The organism is Glutamicibacter sp. X7 (assembly GCF_054889245.1).
Window position 1 is genome coordinate 2,944,358 of record NZ_CM142678.1, and the last position, 24,841, is coordinate 2,969,198.

Annotated in this window: 25 protein-coding genes; 16 read left to right on the plus strand and 9 right to left on the minus strand. The window is 61.2% G+C overall.

Going from position 1 to position 24,841, the window contains the following annotated elements; all coding sequences use genetic code 11:
• Window positions 1-208: 208 nt before the first annotated feature.
• From ACYU0X_RS14005 to ACYU0X_RS14030, 6 genes are all read left to right on the plus strand, one after another.
• Window positions 209-955, plus strand: coding sequence for a DUF5058 family protein (locus tag ACYU0X_RS14005; protein ID WP_461901303.1), 747 nt, complete (start codon window positions 209-211; stop codon window positions 953-955).
• A gap of 18 nt (window positions 956-973) precedes the next feature.
• Window positions 974-1,723, plus strand: a complete 750-nt coding sequence (locus ACYU0X_RS14010) for a hypothetical protein (protein WP_461901305.1) — start codon at window positions 974-976, stop codon at window positions 1,721-1,723.
• A gap of 30 nt (window positions 1,724-1,753) precedes the next feature.
• A complete protein-coding gene (locus ACYU0X_RS14015; protein WP_461901307.1) occupies window positions 1,754-2,959 on the plus strand; it encodes an amidohydrolase in 1,206 nt (401 codons plus the stop codon).
• A 1,085-nt stretch (window positions 2,960-4,044) separates the two neighbouring features.
• On the plus strand, window positions 4,045-5,673 hold the full coding sequence (locus ACYU0X_RS14020; RefSeq protein WP_461901309.1) for a biotin carboxylase: 1,629 nt from the start codon (window positions 4,045-4,047) through the stop codon (window positions 5,671-5,673).
• A gap of 82 nt (window positions 5,674-5,755) precedes the next feature.
• Window positions 5,756-6,943 (plus strand): serine hydrolase domain-containing protein, encoded by a 1,188-nt coding sequence (locus ACYU0X_RS14025; protein ID WP_461901311.1) that lies wholly within the window; start codon window positions 5,756-5,758, stop codon window positions 6,941-6,943.
• A 76-nt stretch (window positions 6,944-7,019) separates the two neighbouring features.
• Window positions 7,020-8,051, plus strand: coding sequence for an LLM class flavin-dependent oxidoreductase (locus tag ACYU0X_RS14030; RefSeq protein ID WP_461901313.1), 1,032 nt, complete (start codon window positions 7,020-7,022; stop codon window positions 8,049-8,051).
• Window positions 8,052-8,104: 53 nt separating this feature from the next.
• Here the strand turns inward: ACYU0X_RS14030 and ACYU0X_RS14035 are convergent, their stop codons facing one another.
• A complete protein-coding gene (locus ACYU0X_RS14035) occupies window positions 8,105-8,683 on the minus strand; it encodes a nitroreductase family protein (RefSeq protein WP_461901315.1) in 579 nt (192 codons plus the stop codon).
• 93 nt (window positions 8,684-8,776) lie between these two features.
• Between ACYU0X_RS14035 and ACYU0X_RS14040 the strand changes: the two genes are divergently transcribed.
• Genes ACYU0X_RS14040 through ACYU0X_RS14055 form a run of 4 tightly spaced genes read left to right on the plus strand, consistent with a single transcriptional unit; the run spans window position 8,777 to window position 11,300 of the window.
• On the plus strand, window positions 8,777-9,727 hold the full coding sequence (locus tag ACYU0X_RS14040; RefSeq protein ID WP_461901317.1) for an aldo/keto reductase: 951 nt from the start codon (window positions 8,777-8,779) through the stop codon (window positions 9,725-9,727).
• Window positions 9,728-9,781: 54 nt separating this feature from the next.
• The gene (locus ACYU0X_RS14045) at window positions 9,782-10,354 is read left to right on the plus strand and encodes a hypothetical protein (protein ID WP_461901319.1); all 573 of its coding nucleotides are present in this window, start codon (window positions 9,782-9,784) and stop codon (window positions 10,352-10,354) included.
• Window positions 10,355-10,395: 41 nt separating this feature from the next.
• Window positions 10,396-10,605 (plus strand): hypothetical protein, encoded by a 210-nt coding sequence (locus tag ACYU0X_RS14050; RefSeq protein WP_418907417.1) that lies wholly within the window; start codon window positions 10,396-10,398, stop codon window positions 10,603-10,605.
• Window positions 10,606-10,613: 8 nt separating this feature from the next.
• Window positions 10,614-11,300 carry a hypothetical protein gene (locus ACYU0X_RS14055; protein WP_461901322.1) on the plus strand — a complete coding sequence of 229 codons (687 nt, stop codon included), beginning with the start codon at window positions 10,614-10,616 and terminating at the stop codon, window positions 11,298-11,300.
• Between the two features lie 17 nt (window positions 11,301-11,317).
• Here the strand turns inward: ACYU0X_RS14055 and ACYU0X_RS14060 are convergent, their stop codons facing one another.
• The 3 genes from ACYU0X_RS14060 to ACYU0X_RS14070 form a co-directional block, all read right to left on the minus strand.
• Window positions 11,318-12,130 (minus strand): ROK family protein, encoded by an 813-nt coding sequence (locus ACYU0X_RS14060; protein ID WP_461901324.1) that lies wholly within the window; start codon window positions 12,128-12,130, stop codon window positions 11,318-11,320.
• A gap of 103 nt (window positions 12,131-12,233) precedes the next feature.
• Window positions 12,234-13,391 (minus strand): ROK family transcriptional regulator, encoded by a 1,158-nt coding sequence (locus ACYU0X_RS14065; RefSeq protein WP_461901326.1) that lies wholly within the window; start codon window positions 13,389-13,391, stop codon window positions 12,234-12,236.
• Complete coding sequence (locus tag ACYU0X_RS14070) at window positions 13,388-14,113, minus strand: tyrosine-protein phosphatase (RefSeq protein WP_418907421.1); 726 nt, start codon at window positions 14,111-14,113, stop codon at window positions 13,388-13,390. Before ACYU0X_RS14070 ends, ACYU0X_RS14065 begins: the two co-directional genes overlap by 4 nt.
• Window positions 14,114-14,251: 138 nt before the next feature.
• Between ACYU0X_RS14070 and ACYU0X_RS14075 the strand changes: the two genes are divergently transcribed.
• Window positions 14,252-15,286 (plus strand): alcohol dehydrogenase catalytic domain-containing protein, encoded by a 1,035-nt coding sequence (locus ACYU0X_RS14075; RefSeq protein WP_461901329.1) that lies wholly within the window; start codon window positions 14,252-14,254, stop codon window positions 15,284-15,286.
• A gap of 8 nt (window positions 15,287-15,294) precedes the next feature.
• Here ACYU0X_RS14075 and ACYU0X_RS14080 read toward each other — a convergent pair whose 3' ends face one another.
• The 3 genes from ACYU0X_RS14080 to ACYU0X_RS14090 all read right to left on the minus strand — a co-directional run bounded on the left by ACYU0X_RS14080 (window position 15,295) and on the right by ACYU0X_RS14090 (window position 19,082).
• Window positions 15,295-15,753 (minus strand): universal stress protein, encoded by a 459-nt coding sequence (locus ACYU0X_RS14080; RefSeq protein ID WP_461901331.1) that lies wholly within the window; start codon window positions 15,751-15,753, stop codon window positions 15,295-15,297.
• Window positions 15,754-15,821: 68 nt separating this feature from the next.
• Window positions 15,822-17,033, minus strand: a complete 1,212-nt coding sequence (locus ACYU0X_RS14085) for an NAD(P)/FAD-dependent oxidoreductase (protein ID WP_461901333.1) — start codon at window positions 17,031-17,033, stop codon at window positions 15,822-15,824.
• A gap of 189 nt (window positions 17,034-17,222) precedes the next feature.
• The gene (locus ACYU0X_RS14090; RefSeq protein ID WP_461901335.1) at window positions 17,223-19,082 is read right to left on the minus strand and encodes a BCCT family transporter; all 1,860 of its coding nucleotides are present in this window, start codon (window positions 19,080-19,082) and stop codon (window positions 17,223-17,225) included.
• Between the two features lie 481 nt (window positions 19,083-19,563).
• Here ACYU0X_RS14090 and phoA point away from each other — a divergent pair, with 481 nt between their 5' ends.
• From phoA to ACYU0X_RS14115, 5 genes are all read left to right on the plus strand, one after another.
• Complete coding sequence (gene phoA, locus ACYU0X_RS14095) at window positions 19,564-21,015, plus strand: alkaline phosphatase (protein ID WP_461901337.1); 1,452 nt, start codon at window positions 19,564-19,566, stop codon at window positions 21,013-21,015.
• Window positions 21,016-21,143: 128 nt separating this feature from the next.
• On the plus strand, window positions 21,144-22,040 hold the full coding sequence (locus tag ACYU0X_RS14100) for an EamA family transporter (protein ID WP_461901339.1): 897 nt from the start codon (window positions 21,144-21,146) through the stop codon (window positions 22,038-22,040).
• Window positions 22,041-22,121: 81 nt separating this feature from the next.
• Window positions 22,122-23,267 carry a S8 family serine peptidase gene (locus ACYU0X_RS14105; RefSeq protein ID WP_461901340.1) on the plus strand — a complete coding sequence of 382 codons (1,146 nt, stop codon included), beginning with the start codon at window positions 22,122-22,124 and terminating at the stop codon, window positions 23,265-23,267.
• Between the two features lie 8 nt (window positions 23,268-23,275).
• Window positions 23,276-23,869 (plus strand): dihydrofolate reductase family protein, encoded by a 594-nt coding sequence (locus ACYU0X_RS14110; protein ID WP_461901342.1) that lies wholly within the window; start codon window positions 23,276-23,278, stop codon window positions 23,867-23,869.
• 22 nt (window positions 23,870-23,891) lie between these two features.
• Window positions 23,892-24,143 carry a hypothetical protein gene (locus tag ACYU0X_RS14115; protein ID WP_461901343.1) on the plus strand — a complete coding sequence of 84 codons (252 nt, stop codon included), beginning with the start codon at window positions 23,892-23,894 and terminating at the stop codon, window positions 24,141-24,143.
• Between the two features lie 5 nt (window positions 24,144-24,148).
• Here the strand turns inward: ACYU0X_RS14115 and ACYU0X_RS14120 are convergent, their stop codons facing one another.
• The gene (locus ACYU0X_RS14120) at window positions 24,149-24,538 is read right to left on the minus strand and encodes a VOC family protein (protein WP_461901344.1); all 390 of its coding nucleotides are present in this window, start codon (window positions 24,536-24,538) and stop codon (window positions 24,149-24,151) included.
• The gene (locus tag ACYU0X_RS14125) at window positions 24,535-24,822 is read right to left on the minus strand and encodes an ArsR/SmtB family transcription factor (RefSeq protein ID WP_461901345.1); all 288 of its coding nucleotides are present in this window, start codon (window positions 24,820-24,822) and stop codon (window positions 24,535-24,537) included. The genes ACYU0X_RS14120 and ACYU0X_RS14125 overlap by 4 nt, the downstream gene beginning before the upstream one ends.
• Window positions 24,823-24,841: the final 19 nt, after the last annotated feature.

Below are 24,841 nucleotides of genomic sequence, written 5' to 3' on the forward strand. Positions count from 1 at the left end.
GTGGTCTGTGGGTTGTCACACCATCGTGAACCCGGGTGACCACAAATGGAATAAGGACCGGAGAAAACTCCCATTTTGGGGGATCTGGCCAATTTTCTGTCCAAAACCACCAGTCCTTGCCGTTGCCTGCTGCATGAATCATCGTAGAGACACGACGTGAGCCACCTCACACCGCAACCATCGATCCTCACGATCAGGAGCATCCGACATGCAGACGCCATCGATACTGGCGCAGGCCAACCCGTCTTCCACAGACATCTGGGCCGTCGCCAACTCCCCTTTCCTCTGGATCTGCGCGCTGGGCGTTTTCGCCACCATCTTCGTGCAGACCGTCCTCTACGTGCGGGCCGCCAAGGCGGCAGCACCGCATGTCGATATGCCGCTACGTGAGGTCAAGGAATCCTTCCGCGCCGGCGCAGTGGCCTCCATCGGACCGTCGCTTGCCGTGGTGCTGGTCGCCATCGCACTGCTGGCCCTGTTCGGCACCCCGGCGGTTCTGGTACGCATCGGCTTGATCGGCTCGGCCTCCACGGAGACCGCCTCGGCGAGTATCGCCGCCCAGTCCATGGGCTCGACCCTCGGCGGCGACGACTACACCCAGCAGGTTTTTGCGGTCGCTTTCATGGCCATGACCCTGTCTGGCGGCATGTGGATGCTGGCCACCTTGATCCTGACCCCGATTCTCAAGCGCGGCGGCAAGACGCTGGCCAAGCGCAACCCGGCCGCCATGGCGTTGATTCCCACCGCGGCCCTGCTCGGAGCATTCAGCATGCTCACCGTGGCCGAGATGCCCAAGTCCCAGATCCACTTGATTCTGGTGCTGACCTCGGCCGGTGTGATGGCCCTGTGCCTGCTCCTGGCCAAGATCCTGCACGCTCACTGGCTCAAGGAATGGGCCCTGGGTTTTGCCATCGTCATTTCCATCACCGTCGGCTACGTGCTGCACACGGCCTAAGCACCACGGGAGATCACCATGAACACCCACACACCAGTCACCAGCAATTCCGATGCCTCGATGGCGCGCTTCGAAAAACAGACTACGCGCTACGGTTCGGCCACCATGGCCGCCGGACTTCTCTTCTCGCTGCTTGGCCCGCTCTACCTCTTCTTCTTCACCGACCTCGAACTCACCGGAGATATGATCTGGGTGGCCTTCTTGGCCGTGGCCGCAACCTTCGGCGTCTTCTGGGTAGTTGAACCGCTGACCTACTTCCCGATCCTCGGCTCGGCGGCCATGTATCAGGCCTTTATGATCGGCAACATCTCCAATAAGTTGCTGCCGGCCGCGATCGTCGCCCAGTCCTCCATCAACGCCAAGCCGGGTACCAAACGCGGGGACATCGCCGCGGTGATGGCTATCTGTGGTGCCGCGACGGTACACCTCAGTAGCCTGTTGATCTTCGTCGGCATCTTTGGGTCCTGGCTTGTGGCCCGCATCCCGATGGAGGTCATCGAGGTCGCCCGCCTGTATATCCTGCCCTCCCTGATGGGTGCGGTGCTCGTTCAGGCCATCGTGGCCATGAAGCAGTTGCGTACCACGATCGTGGCCATCGCACTGGCGCTGATCATGTACTTCCTGATCATTCCCGTTGCCCCGTCCCTGGCCCTGTACAGCACCGCCTTGGTCGTGGTGGGATCGATCATCATCTCCTGGTTGGTTCGGGATCGTAAGGCGCACGTCGCCGAGCAGCCGGCCACCGAGAACGACATCGAGCCCAACTAGTTCCGCCCAGTAACCCCAAAGGAGCCGAGCATGGTCACCACCACCTTGAACGACCACCAGACAGAACGCCTACACGCCACCTACAAGCACCTGCACACGCACCCGGAACTGTCCATGCAGGAGCACCAGACGGCCGCCTTTATCGAGGCCAGACTGGACGAGTTGGGGCTCGAGCACTTCCGGTGCGGCGGAACCGGTGTCGTGGCGCTACAGCGCAACGGTGAGGGACCGGTGGTCGCCTTCCGTGCCGACACCGATGGTTTGCCGATCGCCGAAGATACCGGGGCCGACTACTCTTCCACGGCCACCGGGAAACTTCCCGACGGCACCGAGGTTCCGGTCATGCATGGTTGCGGGCATGACACCCATGTGGCGGCGGCGCTGGCCGCCATCGAGGCTCTCGCCGGCCAGCCCAGCGCATGGGCCGGTACCATCGTGTGGATCTTCCAGCCCGGCGAGGAGACCAGTCAGGGCGCGGCGGCCATGGTCGAGGACGGGTTGTGGGATCGCGCCCCGCGCCCAGAGGTGGTCTTTGGGCAGCATGTCTTCCCGTTCCTCTCCGGGGCGTTGGCCTTTACCTCAGGCAATGCGATGGCCATGGCGGACTCGTTGAAACTGACCCTGTACGGCAAACAGTCCCATGGATCGCAACCGCAGGATTCGGTGGATCCGATCGTGCTGGGTTCGCACATCGTGACCCGTCTACAGAGCATCGTCTCGCGTGAGGTCTCACCGCTGAGTAGCGCGGTGGTCACCTGCGGTAGCTTCCATGCGGGCCTGAAGGAAAACATCATTCCGGACCGCGCCGAGCTGACATTGAATGTACGCACGTTGACCCCCGAGGTGCGCCAGCAGGTGTTGGCCGCGATCACGCGCATCGTCAATGCGGAGGCCGCCGCTTCAGGCGCTCCGCAGCCGCTGATCGAGGAGCTCTACACGTTCCCGCAACTGTATAACGATCCCGAGCACACCGAGGTTGTCGCCAAGGTACTTCGCGAAGAACTGGGCGAGGCGCAGATCCACGAGGTACCCCCGGCCATGGGTTCGGAAGATTTTGGTGCGCTCGCTTCGGCCATTTCGGTGCCCAGCGTGTATTGGTTCTTCGGAGGCACCGCCGCCAACGATCCAGCTCCGGCGGTCAACCATTCCCCGCATTTCCTTCCGACCCTCGAACCCACGCTGAGCACCGGCGTGCGGGCCATCCTAGGTGTACTGGGGCACTACATCGGGAAGTAACATCTCCTAGCCGGAGAAGAACTAGCGGCAACCAGTCCCCCGCAGTGCCTGCCGCACCCCATGGTATCCATGGGGTGCGGTCGGTTGGTTAAGCCGCTCCTACCATCGCACTCGCACGTTCACCGTTCCTGCGCACTGATCGGCCTAATAGTCGTTGAAGCGACACCTTGTCCCAGGGTTCCCGGCCTTGCGATAGTAAAATATGCGCCCACCTCGATTGGTTCAGCTCCTCGGAGGGATTCTTTTGGTCCTTGCGGGAATCCTCGTCATGAGCGGGTTCAAGGTGGGGACGTGCTTGGACGGGCCCACCTACAGTTCATGCACCAGCACCGCGGATCCGGGGGCTCTCGCACTCGGCCTCGTTTGCATAGCGCTGGGAGCACCGATGGCGTTCAGATCTCTTCGTCGTGGCGAGCAGCGTCGGTGATGCTCAGCAAAGGTCGGTAAGCATCGCCCCCTTGGGCGCAACCCTGCTCTGCCGTGCCGCAGCGGCAGGATCCAAGCATCTTTGCCAGCCGGCCCGCAATCTTTCCACACGTGCCAGACTTACTGCCGACCCCGGCTCCTCCACTGCCGCAGGTAACAGCGGTGCCTTGCGCCTGCGGCCCTCAGACTTTCAGCCTAGTGAGAATCGAACTCACGCATGATTCGAGCGCCTCAACAAAGCGGATCAAATACGATTTCATAATCGCATTATTTGTTGAAAAATTTCACAACCACGAGCAATCTCGATGACACCTCAATTACCCCCGAGTATCTATGTGCTTTTACACGAAATCTTCTTAGAATTCACATCCTCCGAACCACTTCTCGTCATGTGCAATTAAGTATCGCAACATTCGTCCATGGATGTGGATTTATTGCCTGCGGCTCATATGATCGATGCGTGAGCTACATCACTCGAGCGTGACCTGCCTGTGCAAGCGGTGCAGCACCGGTCGTTTGAAAAATGTTCACAGCGCGTTCAAGTCGCCTTGATGGCTACCTCACCGGCAAGAGCGACGATGGTTCGGGGCGAAAATCGCACCGAATCGTCAGCACGCGACAGACCGAATATTCTGAGTATTTTCCGTGAGGGTTGAACAATGGCCAAGACTGTGGAATCCATAAAGAAACCAACAAACCGCATACCGAAACCCAGCGATCTAAATCCTCGCCGTGCGGCGAAGGCCGAGCTGGAGGATATGACGGCCAACGGGGCCATTGACGCCGCCTACAATGACGAAGACGACGTCGACACCAACAACACGCGACGCGTCGACTTTACCGGTCAAGGTCCACTGAAGAATATGAGCGAGGTGCGTCATTTCTTCCGCACCAATTCGACCCCCATCTACTTCTTTGGCGCCACCCCAGTGAACCTGCTGGGCCTTGACCGCTGGGTTCGTAAATTCAGTTACATCAGTTACTACGACGGCTGGGACGGGCACCACCCGCGAGTCTTCACTCCTAGCGAGAAGCCGTACATCGAGTTCCAGTCGGCCGAAGAAATCAATAACTGGTTGCTGGAAAACCCCGAGGTGCGCGAGTACATCGATGCGCGACGAATTCCCGGTGGACCGCGCCCCAAGGTCGCCATGGTGTTTTTCGACGAGGAAACCGAGGCGATCTGCGAGGAGCTTGGCTACGATCTCATCCTCCCACCGGCCTCCTTGCGCAATCACCTCGACTCGAAGATCGTCACCACGGAGCTCGGCAACGCAGCCGGTGCCCCATCCGTCCCCAATGTGCTGGGGACCGCCGATAGCTACGCGGAACTGCAGAAGCTCGCCGACGAGGCCGGGCTTGGCGATGACCTCGTGGTACAGACCCCCTATGGCGATTCGGGTAAAACGACCTTCTTTATCACCAATGAGTCCGACTGGAATCAGTACGCCAAGAACATCATTGGCGAACAGCTCAAGGTGATGAAGCGAATCAACAACCTGCCGGTGGCCGTCGAGGCCGTGCTCACCCGTTGCGGCACGGTGGTGGGTCCGATCCTGACCGAATTGGCCGGCTACAAGCAGCTCACGCCATACAAGGGTGGCTGGTGCGGCAATGAAATGCATCCCGAGGTGGTTACCGAGACGCAGCGGCACCGCGCTATCGAGCTCGTCAAGGCCGTCGGCGACGGTCTGAATCAGGCCGGGTACCGAGGCTTCTTCGAAGTAGACGTGCTCATCGATACCGACACCGACGAGGTGTACCTCGGCGAACTGAACCCACGCATCTCGGGCGCCAGCGCGATCACCAATGTGACCGCCGGAGCCTACGCCGACGTGCCGCTGTTCCTCTTCCACCTGCTCGAATACCTCGATGTTGACTTCAAACTCGATGTCGACGAGATCAACGAGCGTTGGGAGCGACTTAGCGGGGTCGACATCTGGAGCCACATGATCATCAAGGAAACCGATGACATCGTGCAGTACATCACCCACGCCCCGCGCACAGGTAACTACTATCTCGATGCGCGTGGCAAGCTGCAATTCTCCCGCCACGCTCTGGACTGGCACCAATTGCAGAATCACAAGGAAGTGTTCTTCCTGCGGATCTATGGTGCCGAGGACTACCGCTGGAAGGGTGCCGACTTGGGTGTACTCGTCACGAAGGCGAAGCTACAGTACGAGTCCAAGGGCAAGAAGCGCCTGTCGATCGATGCACGGCACTTCATCTCCTCCATTCGCGCACTCTACAAGGGCATAGATGTGCCCCCTGCGAGCTCGGGCGAATAGCGCGAAATCAGGGATGCTCAATTGAATGGTATTCTCCATACTTTGAGCATCCCTGACTTCATCTCTCGAGGAGACCCCGTCCATGAACAGTGAGCAACCGGTAGCCGCCGTTACGGCAGCGAACTGGCAGCTACCCGAAAACATTCGGTACAGCTTCCAGAACCTCGCCGAAGTTCTGCCCACTGTGAAGGTCTCCCGCGGCGACGACCACATCGCGAAGCTACCGCGTACCGAGATGGACCTGGGCTCGATTCAACTACCGCGCCGCATGGGCGAGCCCTCGATGACGGTGCGTGGTGTCATGAATTCCACGGATACGGATGCCTGGCTCGTGATGCAGGACGGACGCATCCTGACCGAGAAATATCTCGAGCCGATGACCGCGCTGACCGATCACCTGCTGATGAGCGTGAGCAAAACTCTTGTCGGCACGGTCGCCGGCACCTTGGTTGATGCCGGGAAGCTCGATGTCAATGCGCCGGTCACCGACTACGTCCCGGCCCTCTCGCGGAGTGGCTATAACGGGGCCACGGTGCGCCACCTGTTAGATATGCGTTCCGGCATCAAGTACTCCGAGGAGTACTTGGATCCCGCCGCCGAGGTGCGCCTGCTGGAGCAGGCCATCGGATGGGCCGAGCTCGAGGGCGATATGAAGCCCATCGGTCTCTACGACTACCTGCTCACACTCAAGGCCGAAGGCCCCCATGGCGGGCCCTTTGACTACCGCTCCTGTGAAACCGATGTCCTCGGCTGGGTCTGCGAGGCCGCTGGCGGGGCTCGGATGCAGCAACTGCTCTCGGAGAACGTGTGGGCAAAGATCGGTGCCCAACAGGACCTGGTCATGGGTGTCGACCAATTCGACACCGGCATGTTCGACGGTGGCTTCAACTCGACGTTGCGCGACCTGGCCCGCTTTGGCCACCTGTTCATCAACAACGGTATTTCACTCACCGGCGAGCGCGTGGTCTCTGAGGCCTGGCTGGCAGATGTCTTCACCGAGGATGAGGAACTCGTCGAGGCCTTCGCGGCCTCACCGGGAGACAATATGATGCCCGGTGGCCACTACCGCAATCAGATCTGGTTCCCCTACCCGGGCACGGGTGTTGCCCTAGCCCTGGGTATTCACGGTCAGATGATCTACATGAACCGCGCGACCGGCATGGTCGGAGTAAAGCTCTCCTCATGGCCATTGCCGCAGGACGCAGGGAAGTTATTCCCGACCATCCGGGCCTTCGACGCCATTGCTAATCACTTGGCGGATCTGGACTAGTCGCTCCGCCACTGGGTTGGGGGTTGTAGCGTAGCTGGCCAGGAATAAATCCCTGTCCAATATAGTTGACGCGTACATGAACTCACCTAAGCGCATCGGCTTCCTGTCCTTTGGACACTGGACGCCGCATCCCACCTCAGCGACCCGCTCGGCCTCCGACGTCCTGTTGCAAAGTATCGATCTGGCGGTGGCGGCCGAAGAACTAGGCGCCGATGGGGCCTACTTCCGAGTCCACCATTTTGCCCGCCAGCTCGGTTCTCCCTTCCCGCTGCTCTCCGCGGTGGGTGCGAAAACCGACCGCATTGAAATCGGCACCGGCGTCATTGACATGCGCTACGTCAATCCCATGACCTTCGCCGAGGACGCCGGAGCCGCGGACCTGATCTCCGCAGGTCGCCTGCAGCTCGGTGTTTCGCGAGGTTCGCCCGAACAGGTCATCGACGGCTGGAAGCACTTTGGGCACACACCCTCCGCCGGACAGAGCGACGCCGATATGGCACGTCAGATCACCACACAGGCTTTAGAGCTGATCTCCGGGATAAAGTTTGCTCAGCCCAACCCGCGGCCGATGTTCCCGAATCCCCCGGGGCTTCTTGGGCTCGAACCTCAGTCGCCGGGTCTGCGCGAGCGCATCTGGTGGGGAGCCGGCTCGGACGCCACCGCAATCTGGGCGGCACAGCACGGTATGAACCTGATGTCTTCGACCCTAAAGAACGACGAGTCCGGTGAACCGCTGCATATCCAGCAGCGTAAGCAGATCGAAGCGTTCCGCGCCGAGTGGGCCAAACACGATCATGGCTTCACCCCGCGCGTTTCCGTCTCGCGTTCCATCATGCCGATCGTCAATGATCTGGACCGCCGGTACTTCCTAGGCAGCGGAGAACGACGCGATCAATTTGGAAATATCGACGAAACCACCCGTGCCGTTTTCGGACGTAGTTACGCCGATGAACCCGACGCCCTGATCGAGCAACTTGCCGCCGACGAAGCCATCGCCGCGGCGGACACGATCTTGCTCACCGTCCCGAACCAGCTCGGCGTGGACTACAACGCACACCTACTGGATTCGATCCTCACCCACGTGGCCCCGGGTCTCGGCTGGCGCTAGAGACTCGACGTCAGGAAGCATCTATTGTCAGTACCCAGCGGCCTCACGACGCCTTAGTGAGCGTCGCGGCTCCAGACGAGTTCCTCGGGGCCAAGCCGTTCACGGCTCGTCCCGGCCGATGCTACTTGGCCGGGACGGTGGGCCGCGATGCCGAAGGCCGTCATTGATGTGACCTGCCAGTGCGCCGGGACGTCGAACTCCTCGGCCACTGCTTCGCGGTCGAAGGCTCGGAACTGGTGCGCATCCAAGCCAAGTGCTAGGCCTTGGACGGTCATATGCGCGACAGCCTGACCCAAGTCGTAATGGGCGAACTCCGAGTACTCCCATCCCGGCGCGTCGGCGACCCCGATTTGGGCCAGATTAACCACAAGTAGCGAAGCATCTGGGACCCACTGCGCGGCGCTACGCCTTAGATGGGGCAGAATCCGTGCGTGCACGTCTCCCCCGCGCTTCCCCACAATGAATCTCCACGGTTGCGAGTTACCAGCGGAAGGGGCCCGGCGGGCCGCCTCGATCAAGGTTTCCACCTGTTGCTTCGTGACCACCGCATCGGGTTGGAACCGCACGGGGCTAAACCTTCGGAGTAGGGCAGGATGCAACGACTGGTCACTAGGGGCCTCGCAACTTGTCATGAACCCATTATGGGCCGGTGCACGGAAGGGGCACGGGTTGCTCCAATATTGGGACTTGCCTGTGCGCGCAATACCCTATGAGAGGATTCACCCATGAAAACCGTGCAGCTGGGCCCCAGCGAAATCCAAGTCCCCAACGTCATTTCCGGCATGATGCGCATCGCCGATGCCAGTGACGCCAAGATTCGCGAACTCTATGACACCGCCCGCTCCTCCGGAATCGACTACTTTGACCATGCCGACCTCTACGGCTTCAACCATCCCGGCGGCGGGACCCACTGGTGCGAACATCGCTTCGCCCAAGCCTTGGGGCTCTCGGCCGCGGCGCGCGAGCAGATCATGTTGCAGTCCAAAACCGGAATCACCACCGACCCGCTCAGCTACGACCAGTCCTACGAGCACATTGTGTCTTCCGTTGAGGGCTCGCTGCGCGCGTTGAACACCGACTACCTCGATGTCTTGCTCCTGCACCGGCCCGATGCCCTCGTGGAGCCCGAAGAGGTCGCACGGGCCTTCGATGATCTGGAATCTCGCGGCATGGTCCGTGCCTTTGGCGTGTCGAACCATACGCCGCGACAGATCGATCTGCTCAAGACCGCGGTTCGCCAGCCGCTGGTCGTAAATCAGGTACAACTTTCGCTCACCCATGCCTCACTGATCACCCAGGGCATCACCTCGAATACGGCAGGGGCCGACAATGCGATAACTCGTGATGGCGGCGGGTTGGTGGATCATGCCCGGCTGAATAAGATCACCTTGCAGGCGTGGAGCCCCTTCCAAAGCGGCACAGCTGCCGGCGTCTTCTTGGATTCGCCCGACTACCCCGAGCTCAACGCCGAACTATCGCGCTTGGCCGAACGCTACGGGGTCACCCCGCTAGCAATTGCGGTCGGCTGGATCACTCGGCACCCGGCAGGTATGCAGGTGATTTTAGGCAGCACCACTACGCAACGAATCATTGACGCGAGCGTCGGCTCCGAGGTGCCGTTGACTCGTGGCGAGTGGTACGGGCTACTCCGCGCCGCCGGTCATCACATACCGTAAGTGGGAGCGTAAGCTCCTAGCCCTTAGACCACTGCGTGAATTAGGCTCATCGGTGTGAAGCACCAGCAAATTCTGGACAAGCTCGCCCTCGGCGTGATTCCCTCGTTGATTCAAGACGAGACGCATATGCTCGCCCGGCAGAGTTTCTACGAGGCCAAACACGCTGGTCACCGTGGTGCCAGACATTCGGAGGTCGTCCCACCGCTGCTTCGTCGCTGGGGTCCGCTCATGGAGCGTCATGGCGACCGATGCGAGCTGATGACCGGGCACCGGGTCGCGATTGCCTTAGCGACCTGCCTGCACAAGGTAGGTCTCGCCGACCCTAGTCTCACCGAGCGGGCCCTGCGTGGGATCGACGAGCTAAATGACGCCGTGTGGCTCAGTGATGAATTTGCCCGTCAGTCCCCGGCTTACTCTGATCTGCTGCGTTCCACGCCGCCTGCTCTGGGCAAAACTCCAGCGGTGCGTGAGCCGGTGACCTTCACTCGGCCCGGAGATTTGCTGGCATCCACACCGCTCGTGGCTATGTGCTGGCCCACGTGCACGGCGATACTGGCACAAACGAAGCGCCCATACTTGAGTTGTATCGGCAGATTTACCAGGTCCTACCCGCGGCTGATCAGGTAGTTGGCACTCAGGCTGCCGGCGAACAACTCGGCAACGGGCCGGTGACGAACAGCCACATCGCGGTCGTCGGTCTACGGCATATCCCCGACCCGGCGGAACAGATTGTGCTCCTTGCCAGCGGCCAGAACCGCGCGCCAGATACCTCGCACCTCGCCGCGAAGGATTATCTGCACACTCGGATGAGGCTTTATGAGTTTCTCGACTACATCGAATCGCCGGTCGCCCGATTGATACCCACCCCTACCGCATAGGACAAGGCATGCCGAGCAGTCGACCCGCGGAGCTTATCGCCGCACAACAGCGAGAGTTTCGCGAGCTATGGCGGTCAGGCCCGTTGCCCGACTTACCGGGCCTGACCGCGCGAGGCACTTCCCGTGCCATCCGCTACGCGCACGCCGGCCAGCTCGCCGTGAGCGTCGAGGTCAGTTTCGTCAATAATCAGCGACTTATGGAATACGGGGCTCTCTGGGCTCTTGAGCTGATCGGAGAATGTCACCACAGCATCTTCGACGCATGCCTGACGTCGTTGAATGATGCCCTTGGCCCGGTCCACACGTCAGAGGGCCAACCCGCGCTTCTCCGGGTGGCTTCGCGCCACGATCCGCAGTACATGCCGCCCCTACGCCGCGATGGAACCCTGAGCTTCGTCGCGGACAGTGACATCGCGGTAGCGCACGCTCAAGTTCTCACCTGCCTGAACCAGCAGGTGCTTCCACTTCTCACTCGGCTGCACCGGGCTGAGTCGGATGCCATCGAGGACATCTTGGGCCGCGACGGGCAGGGATATCAGACACCGGCGCGACTCGTTGCAGCACTGTGTGCACACGCTGGCACCCCGGACCGCTTCGACGAATTAGCCGCAAGTGGACGTCTGAAGAAACTGGCGCGGCGTGAAGACACCTCGGTAGCGCGGCTACGCGACTGGGTACATTCGTACTGCGCCTAGCCGCCGACTAGCAGCTCCTAATGCGCCAGTAGAGCGCGGTGGGCAGCGCCCAGCACACCGGCAGCGTTGTTATTTTCGGCCGGGATGATCTTCGCGCGCAGCTCTAGGCCGGGCAGGAATTTCTCGTGCTCCACCGAGATCGCCCCGCCGATGATGATCAGATCCGGGCTGCACAGGAACTCAACATGGGACAGGTAGCGCTGTAGACGCTCGGTGTACTGCTCCCAAGTCAGATTTTCTTCACGGATCACGCGTGCTGCGGCAGCCAGTTCGGCGGACTGCCCATCCATGATGAGGTGGCCGAACTCCACATTGGGGAATAGCACCCCGTCGCGGAACATCGCCGAACCAATTCCGGTACCCAGCGTCAACACCAGGGTGCTCCCCGGAGCCGGTAGCCCGTCCGCGCCTCGCCCTGCCCCGGCGTAGACTTCGGCGATACCGGCGGCATCGGCGTCGTTGAGCACATGCACCGGGCGTCCGAGGGTTTCGGTGAGCAACGCCTCGGCGTTAAGCCCACGCCACTGCGGGTCAATATTTGCTGCCGAGTGCACCACACCGTTGGTTACGATGCCGGGCACGGTGACGCCTACTGCCGCGCCGTCCAGTGCCGATCCAAATTGCTCATTCAGGGTGGCGAGAACGCCCGCCATGGCCTTGGCGACCGCCTGCGGCTGAGCGCCCTCTGGGGTGGGCACCTGCCCAAAGGATGATTCGATCAGGGCCCCGGATGCGTCGATAACACCGAATTTAATGGCAGATCCGCCCAGATCCATGCCAATGGCCTGCGGATTGGTGGCACCGGACGTGTCAGTGATGTTAGCGAGCATGATTCCCCTGAAGCTCAGCGTTCTCTGCACCATCACGCGGACAGCACGACAGAACGCACATTAATTTAGGATTCTTTACGATAACTTTTGCGGGTGCACCGCGTCAATGCTGTGACGCTCCGGTGCGATACTTCTGGAAGATCACCTCGGCCGCCGCAGAGCGGGCGGCAGCCACCGCTCCAAAGAGCTGTGCCTCATCGCCCAGTTGCGCGGCAAGGATTTCATCGGTCCCCACGCTGCGGTGAGCCGAAAGTCCTGCGCGCACCTGCTCAACGAATCCAGGCACCTGCGCCACTGGCCCGCCGATAAGTATTCGTTGCGGGTCGAGGAATCCGGCGGCGTTGCCCAACACCTCGATCACCGGCGAGAGGAACTCAGCGCGCCGTGCGGCCTGCTCTTGGTTGGCCGGCTCCCCTTCGAAGAGCTCTATCACCTCGGGCACCGCCACACGTCCCTGTCCGGGAACCGTGAATCCAACCTCCATCAAATGCTCAATGAGGTTGCTCTTGCCATAGGCCTGATAGCTCAGCTCCGCCGCGGTGCCACGATATCCGCGGTACACGGCGCCATCGAGCACTAGACCGGCGCCAATGCCCGGCCCGAAATAAACCAGCAAGAGGCTTGAGGCCTGCTGGCCCGCACCAGCCATATATTCACCCAGCGCCATCCAGTTCACGTCGTTGTCGACCAGTAGCGGGGCGCCGGTGACCCGTTTGCAGACCGTGGCCAGGTCAGCCTGGGCCGCGGGCAAGACCGGGTTAGGTACCGTCAGCGTGCGATTGCTGTCGCGCAATACCGGGGCGCTGACGCTGAGCGTCGCGTAAATGCAGCGACTACCGACCCGCCGGATCATCTGCTGCAACTCGGTCTCGAGCAGGGCTTCAAGTTCATCGGCGGATATATCGGCGGGCAACGGCGCGGCCGCACGTTCGAGCTTCGCTCCGGCCACATCGCTGGCTTGCAGCACCAGCGAGCCGGCATGCACGAATACCGAGAGCAGGTGCCCATACCCGGGGTTGAGCGCGTAGTACTCGGGGCTGGGCCCACGCTGGGTGGGCACATCGGCCGGTGCCGGCACCACATGAACCAGTTGCGCGTCGAGCAAACGCCCCATGGCTTGGGAGGCGGTGGGTTTGGAAAGCTTTAGTTCACGAGATAGTTCGCTACGGCTACAGGTGCCTTGCTCGAGCAAGTGTTGAAAAATCAGCCGGTCGGTCATGACAGCCACGGTTTGGGGCCCCAGCGGCGCTGCGGGATTCATCGGCTCACCAGCTTCTGCTCGAGGGATCGTAGATCCGCGGCGGATAGACCATGGTCGCGAAGGTAGCCAACGACGCTTCCATGTTGTGTTTCAATGCCTTCAATCGCGGCATTCAGCCCGGCAATGGTGGTGCCCACCAGCAACTCACGCGACCGTTGCCCAAGGGTGATGCCCTGCGCCTTGGCGTTCTTGGTGACCAGACTGAACCACGCGCCGGAGAGTTCATCGGTGGAGCGGGCGTAATCGGCAAAGACGGCGTGACGGTTCGCGCCCACGGCGAGCAACAGCAAGGCAACGGCCACTCCGGTGCGGTCCTTGCCGGCGGTACAGTGCACGAGGGTCGGTCGCTCGGCGTGAGCGACATGTTCCGCGATCCGCACCCACACCGGTCCGTGCTCGTGAACTAGGGTGAGGTAGATTTCCTCGAGGCCCGGCATGTCTGCCGGATTGCCGATCGCGGCTTCCAACAGCGGGATGCGCGTACGGGTGCTGTGATTCAAGGTTTGCGGAAACCCGGGAAAATTGGAGGCTTCGGATTCGCTGCGAAGGTCAAAGATCTCCCCGACCCCTGCGGCGCTCATCCAGTCGGTTAGTGACTGGTCGATGTGAAAGGGTGCGGCGCTGCGAAACAGTACATTGTCGCGGATGACTCCCCCTTGCACGGGTATGCCACCGGCTTGGCGCAGATTGGCGATAACCGGCATCGTGGGCAGGGGTCCCATCGCACTCCTTCGCTCTAAGAATGGTCCCTTCCACATTAGTGCACCGTCGAGGCCGGCGAATATAACCCAGCCACGGACAGAGCTCGATGACAGTGACCCGATGTTAGAGTCGCAACAAGCCAATCTCAGGGAGTGAGCATGAAAGCAACATTTCTGCACGGTCAGGGTGATATCCGTGTCGAAGAGGTCCAGGACGCACGGATTGTCGAACCCAGCGACGCACTGGTACGGGTGGTGCGCAGCTGCATCTGCGGCTCTGATCTGCACCCCTACCGCAGCGACCGGGCGCTAGAAGAGCCAGCGGGCATTGGGCATGAATTCATCGGTGAGGTCCTCGAAACCGGCTCCGAGGTTTCTTCCCTGCGCGCCGGGGATCTGGTAATCGGTCCCTTCATGGTCTCGTGCGGCAACTGCGAAATGTGCGCGGCCGGTCTGTTTACCTCCTGCCTGCACGGCGGCGGCTACTCGTCAATGACCGGCAACGGCTGTCAGGCCGAACTCATCCGGGTACCGTTGGCCGAAGGCACATTGGTCCCGGTGGAACCCGGAATTTCGCCCGAACACTATGCCAGCTTGCTCACCCTGTCCGATGTCTACGGCACCGGTTTCCATGCCGCCCACACCGCAAAGGTGTCCGCCGGTGACACGGTGGCTGTTATCGGTGACGGTGCCGTGGGACTTTTGGCCGTGCTGAGCGCCCAGCAGCTCGGGGCCGAACGCATCATTTTGATGGGACGTCATCAGGCGCGCACCGACTTAGGGCGCCAATTTGGTGCCACCGATGTGGTGGAAGAGCGCGGCGCGGAGGGCATCGCCCGCGTGCGTGAGCTCGCCGGCGGTCTCGGAGTGCATGAGGTGCTCGAGGCGGTGGGTCATATGCCGGCCTTTGAACAGGCGCTCGGGATCGTGCGACCGGGCGGAACCATCAGCCGGGTGGGCGTGCCGCAGTATTCGCAGGGCCATGTGGGACGCAAGTTCTTTGGCAATAACATCACGCTGACCGGTGGAGTCGCGCCGGTGCGCGGCTATGTCAAGCGCCTGCTGCCGGGCATTCTCGATGGCTCGGTCAACCCCGGACTGGTCTTCGATGCCGAGTTACCGCTGGAACGTGCCGCGGAAGGGTATGCGGCCATGGATCAGCGTCGCGCCCTGAAAGTCATGCTGGTGCCCTAAGCGTGCGCTCAGGGCGCGGGGGTGACCTCCTGGGGCACCACCATCACCGGGATCGGCTGGTGGTGTGCCAGGTAGACGGCCACCGAACCGTCGAGTAGTTCGGCGAACCGGCTGCGCAGCCCCGCGTGCCGGGTACCAACCACGATCACCCGCGCGCCAACCTCTTGGGCCACGGCCGCCAGGGCTTTCCCTGCATCGCCCGAGACCATCCGAAGTTCGGTGGGCACGGAGGTCTGCTCGGTGACCGCGGTGATCCGCTGGGCCAGTTCAGCATCGAATTCCGGGGGCTCGTCGAACGGGTGCGCGGCCGGTGGGTTGACTAGGCTATCGGCCACGAGCCGGCCGGTCTGCACTTGAACGCACAGCAACCGGGCGGAGAGGCCCTGCGCAAGGCTCAGCGCCTGCTCCAGTACAACCGGTGCTTGATCCGAGTCGATGCCCAGCAGGATGACGTCGGCGGTGTCCATCTTCGGCCCTCACTTTCGCAGGCTTGGTACCTCACAGTATGGCAGACAGACACCGCCGCGCCCAGAGCCTAAAGGGACTCGAGATCGATCTGCGGATCGCGGAGTCGTTCGGGCTCAATGGAACGTCCGATCAGGCCCCGCAAGGTGTCGTTGACATCCCACAGGTTCACGTTCATGGCCGCACGAATCACGCCTTCACGCAGGTAGAACACGATGAATTCGTCGTCCCCACCGCGGAAGACCGCCTCATCGCCGGACTCGGCCTGCCCGACGAACTCCATGCCCAGATCAAACTGGTCGGTGAAGAAGTACGGGTACCAGTCATACTCATCATCGCCGCCGGTCAATGTGCTGGCCGCTAGGGCGCCCTGGCGGGCCGCGTTATCCCAGTGTTCCACGCGCAGCTGGCGCCGCAGGGTGGTATTGAAGGCCTGAGCCACATCACCGATAGCCAGAACGTTCGGGTCGCTACTGCGTAATGATGCATCGACAACGATGCCGGATTCGGTTTGGATCCCGGCCGCGACGGCCAACTCGGTGTTGGGCACGGCACCGATGGCCAACAGAACGTGATCGGCACGGACCGGTTCGGCGTCCGTATCGACCAGTAGTTCCCCATGATCGGCATGGATCGAGCGAACCTTGGTCTGCAACTTGAAGTCGACTCCCTGCGCCCGGTGCATCTTCAACAGGTGCTCGCCGAAGCGCTCGCCGAGCACGGCAGCTAGGGGTACGGCATCCGGGGTGATGACGGTGACCTTCGCACCCAGCTGGGTGGCGGAGGCGGCGACCTCCATCCCGATCCAGCCCGAGCCGACGATGGCCAGGGTGCTCCCCTCGCCAAGGTTCTCACGTAGGGCCTGGGAATCTTCGATGCTCCGCAGCAGGTGCACCCCGGGGAGCTGGGCCCCTTCAATCGGAGCGGATCCCCCGGTATTCGGCCGGGCACCGGTGGCCAGCACCAGCTGGTCGTAGCCGAGGCTCGTTCCGTCCGAGAGACGCACCACCCGTTCGGCCCGGTCTAGGCCGGTGACGGTGACCCCGCGCTGCAGGGTGATGTCGTGCTCGGTGTAATACTCTTCCTCGCGCACGGTGAAATCCTTGACCGCGCTCTTGCCCTGCAGAAAGTCCTTGGATAGCGGCGGACGCTCATAGGGAAGATGCTCTTCGGAGGATATGAGGGTGATTTGGCCAGCGTGGCCGCGCTTGCGTAGTTCGATGGCGGTGGTCGCGCCGGCTAGACCGCCACCGACAATCACAATATGTTCGCTGTGGCTCATGTTGCTCTACCTCCTAGTTATTGGTTCGAGGCGTCACAATCCCGATCCAAACATCCATTGGGCCTTACTGGCAATGCCTTGGCGGCACATGACGTAGCACAAGGGCAACCTGCCCAGCCCCGAACGAACAAACGGGCCGCTTGCAACACTTCGTGGTGTTGCAAGCGGCCCGTTGGCGTGTCCGCGGAACTACTTCGTGGGTTTCTTTCCCGTACCGGTGTCGCGGCGCAGACCACCGCGGGTGCGTGAAATGCGGTAGTCGATACGGTCATCGACGTAGCGCCGCAGTTCGGGCATGTCTTCCACGTTGTTCATCAGCTCGCCGGAGACGTGCTCGGTCAGCGCATCGAGGTGACGGCGCTGGTCGTGGTAGTCCAAGACCCGCGACTCGTAGCTCAGTCCGCGAATCGTCGCGATCGCCATCAGGATCATGATCACGCTGAAGGGCAACGCGGTGGCCAGCGAACCGGCCTGCAGGGTACTGAGACCACCGGCCAGCAGCAGCCCGATAGCGAGCAGACCCTCGAGGACAGCCCACAGTACACGCGACCAGGTCGGTGGGTTCGGGTGACCACCCGAGGCGAGCATGTCCACCACCAAGGAGCCGGAGTCGGAGGAGGTGATGAAGAAGATCGCGACCAGGATAATGGCCACCACGGAGAAGATCTGCCCCAGTGGTAGGCCGTGGAGCACGGTGAACAGCGAGCCTTCGGCCGACACCTCTCCGTCCTGAACCAAGTCGCCCTCGCCGAAGAACTGACGGAAGATACCCGAACCACCCATGATGGAGAACCACAGGAAGCCCACCAGGGTCGGCACCAGAAGGACGCCGAAAACGAACTGGCGCACGGTTCGACCTCGCGAAATACGGGCGATGAAGATGCCGACGAACGGTGCCCAGGCGATCCACCAGCCCCAGTAGAACACGGTCCAGGAGGAGAACCAGCTTTCGGCCGCTTCGCTGTGCTGGAAGGCTCCAACGTCGAAGGTCATGTTGAAAATGTTGGCCAGATATACGCCTAGGGACTGCACGAAGTTCTGCAGCAGGAACAGCGTCGGCCCGAGGATGAGCACCGAAATCATCAACAGACCGGCCACGGACAGGTTGATGTTCGACAGCCACTTAATGCCGGCGCCCAGACCACTGATCACCGAAAGCGTGGCGAGGAAGGTAATCACGACGATCAGAATGACCAGCAGGGTGTTATCCGCGGTCTCAACGATGCCGATGGCCTTCATACCGGAGCTGATCTGCTGAACGCCCAGGCCCAGCGAGGTCGCCACACCGAAGACGGTGCCGAAAATGGCTAGCACGTCGATGACGTCACCGAGCCAACCCTTGACGCGATCGCCCAGGATTGGTTCCAACGCCCAGCGAATGGACACCGGACGACCGCGACGGTGGATGGCGTAGGCCAGGGCCAGACCGATGACGGCGTATACGGCCCACGGGTGCAGGCCCCAGTGGATGAAGGTCTGTGCCATGGCCAGACCGGTCATTTCGGCTTGGGATCCGTCCCATCCCGGCTTCGGGTCGACGGTGGCGTAGATCAGCGGTTCACCGACGCCGTAGAAGACCAGGCCGATGCCCATACCGGCGGCAAAGAGCATGGCGAACCAGGAGATCAGGCCAAATTCGGGTTTCTCGTGATCGTGTCCGAGGGTGATTCGCCCCAGCTTGGAGAAGCCGATGACCAGCACGAGGGCCACGAACAAGCCGATAATCAGCATGTAGTACCAGCCCAGGTTCTTCACGATCCAGCTCTGGGTGGTGGAGAAGACGGTGCTGGCCCCGGTCGGGGAAAGGATGGCAAAAATAGCCACGCCCAGGATCACGAGCAAGGCAGGCCAGAAGACGGCCGGGGCGATACCGCCCTTGCCAATGCGCACACCTTGACGACGCAGCTTGGCGGTGATCTGCGCATCGCTGTCGTCCTCGGCGATATGCATATGCACCGGAATTGGTGCCGTGTGTGGATGGGCAGGCTCTAGCAGTAAGCCCTGCTCATCTGCGCGGGGTTCTTCCCCGTTCGTCTCTATATTCGTCATTGTTCACAATCTTTTCGTTATGACCACTCTCGTTCTTTCTTTAATAGCCTTGTCGCTCGTCGTTGATCTTTCAACCTGAGAATGCGAAAATATGGATTTTTTCTAGGCTAAGGGCCGCCGGTCCGCGCGAGACTATCGCGGGCAGTTTTTTGCGCACGGCACCTCCAGCCAAAAATCGCAGAATCGACATAACCTCAGTTCATCCGCGTTATATGAGCCGATTCGAGGCGGCTCCAGCGCTCTTCGAGTCAGCCTGCATAGCCAACGGCAAGCCCTCTAGGTCACAAATTGTCCCTTGAGACCTATTTCACGAAGATCTGTTGCGCCCCGCAACCATGCGGAAGCCTGACACAAGGCCCCCTGCGGTTCACCCATCGGTCGCTTTAGCTTCACCAACCGGAAATCATCACAGGTCAACCTCGGGATCAAGCGACGCTTTAGAACCTGTGAAGCGAGACTTCGACCCTCGATAGGACTGATGATGACTGCACGGATCAAGAAAATTCTGCCTGCTACCGCGGCGCTCGCCTTGGGCCTCGGCGCGCTGAGCGGATGCGCAATTGCCGCGGGAAACGCCGCCGCTGAGCCAGCCCCATTACTCGACCGCCCGGCAGCTGGTGAACTGGCCGAACACGGCGGGGCCCGCCGCTTAGGTGGCGACACCACGGATGCCGTGCGCCAGGCGGTGCAAGACTCGGGTGCCAAAAACGTCATCCTGCTCATCGGCGATGGCATGGGAGACTCGGAAATTACCGCCGCACGCAATGTGGCCAAGGGCGCCGGTGGATTCTTTGCCGGCCTCGACGCATTGCCACTGACCGGTCAGTACACCCACTATTCGCTACACAAGGACGGCAAGCCTGACTATGTCACGGACTCGGCGGCCAGTGGCACTGCATGGGCTACGGGTACCAAAACCTACAACGGCGCCATCTCGGTGGATATCAACGGCGCCAAACAACCCACGCTCCTGGAACTAGCCAAAGAGAAGCAGCTGGCCACCGGGGTGGTCACTACCGCCGAGATTCAGGATGCGACCCCGGCCGTGCAACTGGCGCATGTCACCGAACGCAAGTGCTACGGCCCCGAGGTCACGAGCACGAAGTGCGCATCCAATGCCCTCGAAAACGGGGGCGAGGGTTCAATCACCGAACAGTTGCTGAACACGCGCGCCGATCTGGTCTTCGGCGGCGGTGCCGAAACCTTCGCCGAAAAGGCCAAGGCAGGGCCCTACAAGGGCCAAACGCTACGCGCACAAGCCGAGTCTCGTGGCTACACCACCGTGGATGATGCCCAGGCGCTGCAACAGACGACGGTCGCGAACCAAGAATCCCCGGTGCTGGGCCTTTTCGCGCCCGGGAACATGGAGGTGCGTTGGACCGGTGAGCACGCAACGAAGAATGGGATCGAAAAACCAGCGCAGAAGTGCACCGAGAACCCGGCACGCGATGAAAGCAAGTCCCCGGATCTCAAGACGATGACGGCCAAAGCCATCGACCTACTCAAGGGTAATGAGCAGGGATTCTTCTTGCAGGTCGAAGGCGCTTCCATCGACAAACAAGACCACGCGGCAAATCCCTGTGGCCAGATTGGCGAAACCGTTGATCTAGATGAGGCGGTGCAACAGGCTCTGGACTTCGCCAAGCAGGACGGTCAGACGCTCGTCGTGGTCACCGCCGACCACGCGCACACCAGTCAGATTGTCGCACCGGATACCGAATCCCCGGCCCTGACCTCCAAGTTGGTCACCGCTGACGGTGGGGAAATGGCGATCCTTTACGGCACCGGCGAGGAAGATGCCGCACAGGGACACACCGGCACGCAGTTACGGATCGCCGCCTACGGGCCGGGGGCAGCCAATGTCGTTGGGCTCAGTGACCAGACCGACCTGTTCTTTACCATCCGCGACGCGCTCTCCCTCAGTAAGGGCTAGTGTGCACGTGCGCTCCGCCATCATCAGTAAACAGAAGGCGGAGCGCACCGGCTCCAACCCTCATAATGGACGGTAGCGGCGAACTGAATCTCGTTCGACCGCTCAACCGACCCTCGAGGAGTAGCTTCGTGCCCGAGACCGCCCGCGGCACCTCAATTGGTGTGGCCCTGTCATTGGGTGCTTCGGCGCTATTCGGTCTGATCTTCCTGGTCTCCGGTTGGGTGCACGCCCCGGCCGAAGTCGTCTTAGCCTGGCGCGTGGTAATCACCTTCGGTTGCTATGCGCTCCTGTTGCTCGGACAATCGGGCCGAAAGGCCCTGACCGAATACTTGAATGTTGTGCGCTCGATACGCGGCGGACCACTACTGGTAATTGCCCTGGCGCTGATGGTCTCCAGCCAGTTGTGGGTATTCGTCTGGGCCCCGGCCCATGGAATGGCGCTGGATGCTTCGCTTGGCTTTCTGCTATTGCCGATCACCCTGGCGCTCGGTGGACGGTTCATCTTCCACGAACCGATCTCTCGGGTGCAGTGGGTGGCCATCGTCGTGGCCTGTCTTGCGGTGACCCTCAAGGTACTGCTCGTGGCCGAGTTTTCATGGGTCACCGCGCTGATCTGCTTTGGGTATCCGGTCTACTTCATGACCCGTCGCCACACCGGCCTAGGTCACCGGGCGGGCTTCGGTGTAGAAATGGGGCTGCTCACGCCGGTAATGGGGTTGCTGCTTCTCACGACTCCGACTGGGAGTCCCGCCCTGACAACCATTGCCGGTGTTGGCATCATTGCTTTCTCAGGAGCGGCGGCCATGGCGGCCTACCTTGGAGCTTCGACCCGGCTGTCGCTCCCGGTCTTCGGTTTGCTTTCCTATGTCGAGCCCTTGTTGCTCGTGGCGGTTTCGCTGTTGCTGGGCGAATCACTGACCGTAAGCGACTACTGGATCTACGGCCTCTTGGCAGTCTCGCTGGGCATTCTTGGGATGGATGCGATGCGCGCCGTGCGACGCACGCGTGGTTTACGAAATACATAGACGCGCCTGCGGCCCGGCGATAGTGTCGGTACTACTTCATACACTGGCACCACAAAGTGAAGCCGTTCGAAGGAGCAAGCGATGTACCAGCCAAATACTCTGCACACGACCGAAGCCAGTAGCAATCGCTTTGTGGTGCTGTTCGATACGACCGACGACGAGCAACGCAATGTTTACGCCCCGCGCCTGCTCAGCGCGCAGGGTTTCACCACAGACACCTATTTTCCGCGGCTGGGAATCGGCGTTGTCGACGGTGAACCCACGCAACTGCAGGCGCTTCAAGTACGCGCCAGCGACGAACGTGCCGCGCTACGTTTCGTTCCCGAGCTGACCTACCACGTGCTTTCGGAAGCGCCTTCGACCTCCTTCGCGGATACCGACGAAGCAACATGGGGCCTACAAGCCGTGCGGGCCCTCGATTCCGAACTAAGCGGCAAGGGCATCAGGGTCGCGGTGCTAGACACCGGTTTCGATGCCGCGCATCCAGATTTCGCCGACCGTTCGGTGACGACCAAATCCTTCGTTTCCGGTGAGGACGCCAGCGACGGACACGGTCATGGAACGCATTGCATCGGTAGCGCCTGTGGACCGCGGACTCCACAGACCGGTCCGGGCTACGGCGTGGCCTATGAAGCAGATATTTTCGCTGGAAAGGTGTTGGGGACGAATGGATCGGGTACCGATACCTCGATCCTCGCCGGAATCGACTGGGCAATTGAAAACGAGTGCCACGTCATTTCGATGTCCTTGGGCGCCGACGTCCGCGATGTTCATCCCCCTTATGTACAGGCCGGTAGGCGTGCCCTGGATCAGGGTTCGCTCATAGTCGCCGCGGCAGGCAACAACGCACGTAGGGCCCAAGGAGATCCAGGTTTCGTCGGCACCCCGGCCAATAGCCCCTACGTTATGGCTGTCGCCGCGCTGGACAGCGACCTACAGATCGCGGATTTCTCGGCCCAGTCGCTGGCTGCCCGGGGCGGGCAGATCGACGTGGCGGCCCCGGGGGTCAACGTATATTCCTCGTGGCCCGGCCAGAAACGCTACAACACCATTAGCGGCACCTCGATGGCGACACCGCATGTGGCCGGTCTCGCCGCGCTATTGGCCCAAGGCACCGGTTCGCGCGGTCGGGCGCTGTGGGCTGAACTGGTACAAGAGGCCCAACGACTCGAACTATCCTCGCTCGATGCCGGTACCGGGCTAGGTATCGTCGCGGCCAAGCTCTAGGACGAATCATGGCGGTTATCGCAGACATCTCAGTGTCACTAGACGGCTTCGTCACCGGACCAAACCCCGGCCTCGAGAACGGTCTTGGTGATGGGGGCAGTGCTTTGCACCGCTGGGCATTTTCCGATAACCCACAGGAACAAGAGCTTGTGGCCCGGGCGACCGAACGCTCAGGGGCCGTGGTGCTGGGCCGCAAGCTCTTCGATATCGTCGATGGTCCAGGCGGCTGGAACGAGGACGTTGGCTATGGAGCCTCGCTGGCGGCCACCCCGCCATTTGTGGTGGTGACCTCCCAGCCCCCTCGGTCGGTACGTTTAACGCAACTCGATTGGACCTTTTCCACCGGGGGTCTTGCCGAGGCGATATCCATGGCCGCCTCCCGCGTCAAGGATTCGGCCCAGGATGTGGTGTTGATGGGCGGCGGACTGCTCATCGGCACGGCACTTCAGGCGGGCCTCATCGATCAGTTACACCTGCACCTGGCGCCCGTACTGCTCGGGGCGGGCACCCCGTTGTTCTGCGGCGGCGGACTGCAGCACTTTGCCCAGCGTGAAGTACGGGCGACCGAGAATGCGACCCATTTGGTCTACGAGCCGGTCTAGACAGGCGGCGTATGCTGGGCATATGGAACACGAAGCTGGACTAGTGACGTGGATCGTAACCGTTGAGGAACGAAAAATCGAAGTCATCGACGCGGTGGCAGCCGAACTAGGATCGCAAGGATTGCATGTGCAATCGATATTGCGATCTCTCGGTCAGGTCTGCGGTCAAGGCTCGTCAGAATGCCGGGCCCGGCTGGCCGCGGTCGATGGCGTGCAGTCGGTGGACGCCGAACGCGAGTTCCGACTCCCACCCCCGCACAACGACATTCAGTAAAGCTGCTACTTCTTGGTTTCGATCAGCTGAATAAGATTCCCACAGGTGTCATCGAGCACGGCGATAAGCGCCGTGCCGATGTCGGTTGGTGGTTGCGTGAAACTCACGCCCAGACCAGTCAGGCGCTCATGCTCGACAGCCAAGTCGGTCACCTCAAATTGGGCCAGCGGAATTCCGTCGGCCATAAGCGCGTCACGATACGGTTTGACCGCTGGATGATTCGACGGCTCCAACAACAGTTCCGGCCCGTCGGGCATTTCCGGCGAAGTAACTGTCATCCAGAAAAATTCGCCAAGCGGGATGTTGTGCTTGGGTTGGAACCCCAAGACCTCCGTATAGAAACGCAGTGCCGTCTGTTGGTCGTCGACAAATAGCGAAAGCATGTTAATTTTCATGCCTGATCTCCTTCGATTGTTTGCGGCCAACGCCGCGTAATTTCAGCCAACGGCCCGGGAGTGAAGTAATGGAATTTCACGCGTCCTGCACGTTCGACCCGTATCAGACCCGCTTCTTCAAGTAGTGCCAAGTGCTGCGAAATTGACTGTCGCGATTGGCTTACGCCATGGTTCATGGTCAATGTCCCGCACAGCTCAAAGAGCGACTGGCCGTCGCGCTCGGACAGCACATCAAGAATCTTCCGTCGCGTTGCATCGTCCAACGCCCGGTAAATATCGGTCACAAGAACATGATATGCAAGT